This is a genomic window from Pedobacter sp. 01N416 (assembly GCF_056399685.1).
Genome location: NZ_JBFTRT010000646.1, coordinates 1 through 2,625, shown reverse-complemented (window position 1 = coordinate 2,625; position 2,625 = coordinate 1). Strand labels below are relative to the sequence as shown.

Sequence of the window (2,625 nt, the reverse complement as noted above, 5' to 3'; positions counted from 1 at the left end):
ACATAGGGATGCATTGCTATTGAGGTCTTATAATCCATTGAAGATTTTAGCTTAGGGATAACCTTCAATTTCAACAATTGAGTCGCTGGACGCGTCTTTTGACTTTTACGCTGTGATTGCGCACTAACTATTATCGAGCCCGATAATAGCAGTAAAATAATTCCTGCTTTTTTCATTTTGATTTTATTTGTGTGTAAATAAATTTACAAAATAAAACGCGACACATTCATAATATAGCAATAAATTAATAGCCTATTTTCGGGCGAAGTCAGATGTTTCCATCTGACTTATGACAATTAAATTTATCCAAACTAGAAAAATTCAATATAGTGTAAGGTGGTAACATCTTACACCACGATCCAACAAAAAACCCTCTCCAAGTTTAATCTTGAAAAGGGTTCATTTATTTTGATATCAGCTTTTTCTTTGAGCGTTCAGCTCAATTAAGCATCAATTTTCGCATATTTTGCATTACGCTCAATAAACTCTCTACGTGGAGCAACTTCATCGCCCATTAACATAGAGAAAGTGTGATCGCATTCTGCAGCACTTTCAATAGTAGCCTGTAATAAAGTACGTGTAGCTGGGTTTAAAGTAGTATCCCAAAGTTGTTCTGCGTTCATCTCACCCAAACCTTTGTAACGTTGAATGTGTACGCTGTCTTCTTTACCATTACCTTTAATACGTTGTACAGCTGCATCGCGTTGTACATCATTCCAGCAATATTCGAAATCTTTACCTTTTTTAACCTGGTAAAGCGGTGGCGATGCAATGTAAACATAACCTGCTTCGATTAATGCCCTCATATAACGGTAGAAGAATGTTAAAATCAAAGTGGTAATGTGAGAACCATCAATATCCGCATCCGTCATAATTACGATTTTGTGGTAACGTAATTTAGTTAGGTTTAATGCTTTATCATCTTCTGGCGTACCAATACTCACACCGATAGCGGTAAACATGTTTTTGATCTCATCATTCTCATAGATTTTGTGCTCCATCGCTTTTTCTACGTTCAAGATTTTACCTTTTAGTGGTAAAATAGCCTGAATATTTCGATCACGACCTTGTTTAGCGGTACCACCCGCCGAGTCACCCTCTACCAAATAAATTTCACATTTTTCAGGATCACTGTCTGAGCAATCGGCCAATTTCCCAGGCAAACCAGAACCACCCATTACACTCTTACGTTGAACCATCTCACGCGCCTTACGTGCTGCAGCACGGGCCGTAGCAGCTAAGATCACTTTGTTAACGATCATTTTAGCCTCTTTCGGATTTTCTTCCAAATAAGCACCTAAAGCTTCACCAACAGCAATATCAACCGCACCCATTACCTCGGTATTACCCAATTTGGTTTTGGTTTGGCCTTCAAATTGAGGTTCTTGTACCTTAACCGAAACCACAGCTGTTAAACCTTCTCTAAAGTCATCACCGGTGATTTCCATTTTCAGGTTTTTCAATAGGCCAGATTTATCGGCGTAACTTTTCAGCGTACGTGTTAAACCTCTACGGAAACCTGCAATGTGTGTACCTCCTTCATGTGTATTGATGTTGTTTACATACGAGTGCACATTTTCTGAGTAGCTATCGTTGTACTGAAAAGCCAGCTCAACCGGAACGCCATTTTTAATACCATCGATATAAATCGGTTCTGGTAAAAAAGATGCACGTGTTCCATCTAAAAATGTAACAAACTCTTTTAAGCCACCTTCTGATTCAAAAACTTCTGATAAAAAAGTACCATCATCCAATTTCTCACGCTCATCAGTTAGGGTTAATCTAATTCCTTTATTCAGGAAAGCCAACTCACGTAAACGACCAGCTAAAGTATCGTATTTATATTCAGTAGTTTGTGTGAAAATGGTAGCATCTGGACTAAAAGTTACAATGGTACCGCGTTTATCGGTTTCACCAACTTCTTTAACATCGTATAAAGGTTTACCGATATTATATTCCTGCATCCATATTTTACCTTCGCGGTGAACTTCGGCTTTTAGATGTGTAGATAAAGCGTTAACGCAACTTACCCCCACACCGTGTAAACCTCCAGATACTTTGTAGGTATCTTTATCAAATTTACCACCTGCGTGTAAAACCGTCATTACGATTTCAAGCGCTGATTTATTTTCTTTTGTATTGATCCCGGTTGGAATACCACGACCGTTATCTTCAACCCTGATGGAGTTACCCTCTAAAATTCTAACGTCGATTGTATCAGCATGACCGGCCAAAGCCTCATCAATTGAGTTATCTACAACCTCGTAAACCAAATGGTGTAAACCTTTTACACCAGTATCACCTATATACATTGAAGGGCGCTTACGCACCGCTTCTAAACCTTCTAAAACCTGTATATTATCTGCCGAATAATTTGACTTTAAATCCTGTTCTTCGCTCATATTTTAATTAAAAACAATAAGTATCAAAAATACGGAAATTTTGGCATTTAAACTAATATGTGGATAAATTTTGAGCTGTTAAGAGATTACAGTTAAAGCGATTAAAACAGGTTTAAATCAGGTTTTGGAAAGCAAAACCAGCATTCCAATCCATGCCTCTTCCTGCTTTCCATTATAAGACCCGCAGAAGAAGCGGGAGCATTCCATTTCAATAGGGTTTAGG

General features: G+C 38.1%; 1 protein-coding gene. It reads right to left on the bottom strand.

The annotated features are described in order from the left end of the window. Window positions 1-443 precede the first annotated feature (443 nt). Window positions 444-2,402, bottom strand: coding sequence for a DNA topoisomerase (ATP-hydrolyzing) subunit B (gyrB, locus tag AC1DND_RS25230; protein ID WP_029279682.1), 1,959 nt, complete (start codon window positions 2,400-2,402; stop codon window positions 444-446). Between the last annotated feature and the right edge of the window lie 223 nt (window positions 2,403-2,625).

Coding starts and splice junctions, on each gene's coding strand:
- gyrB (WP_029279682.1), bottom strand. CDS start 2,402: ATGAGCGAAGAACAGGATTTAAAGTCAAATTATTCGGCAGATAATATA.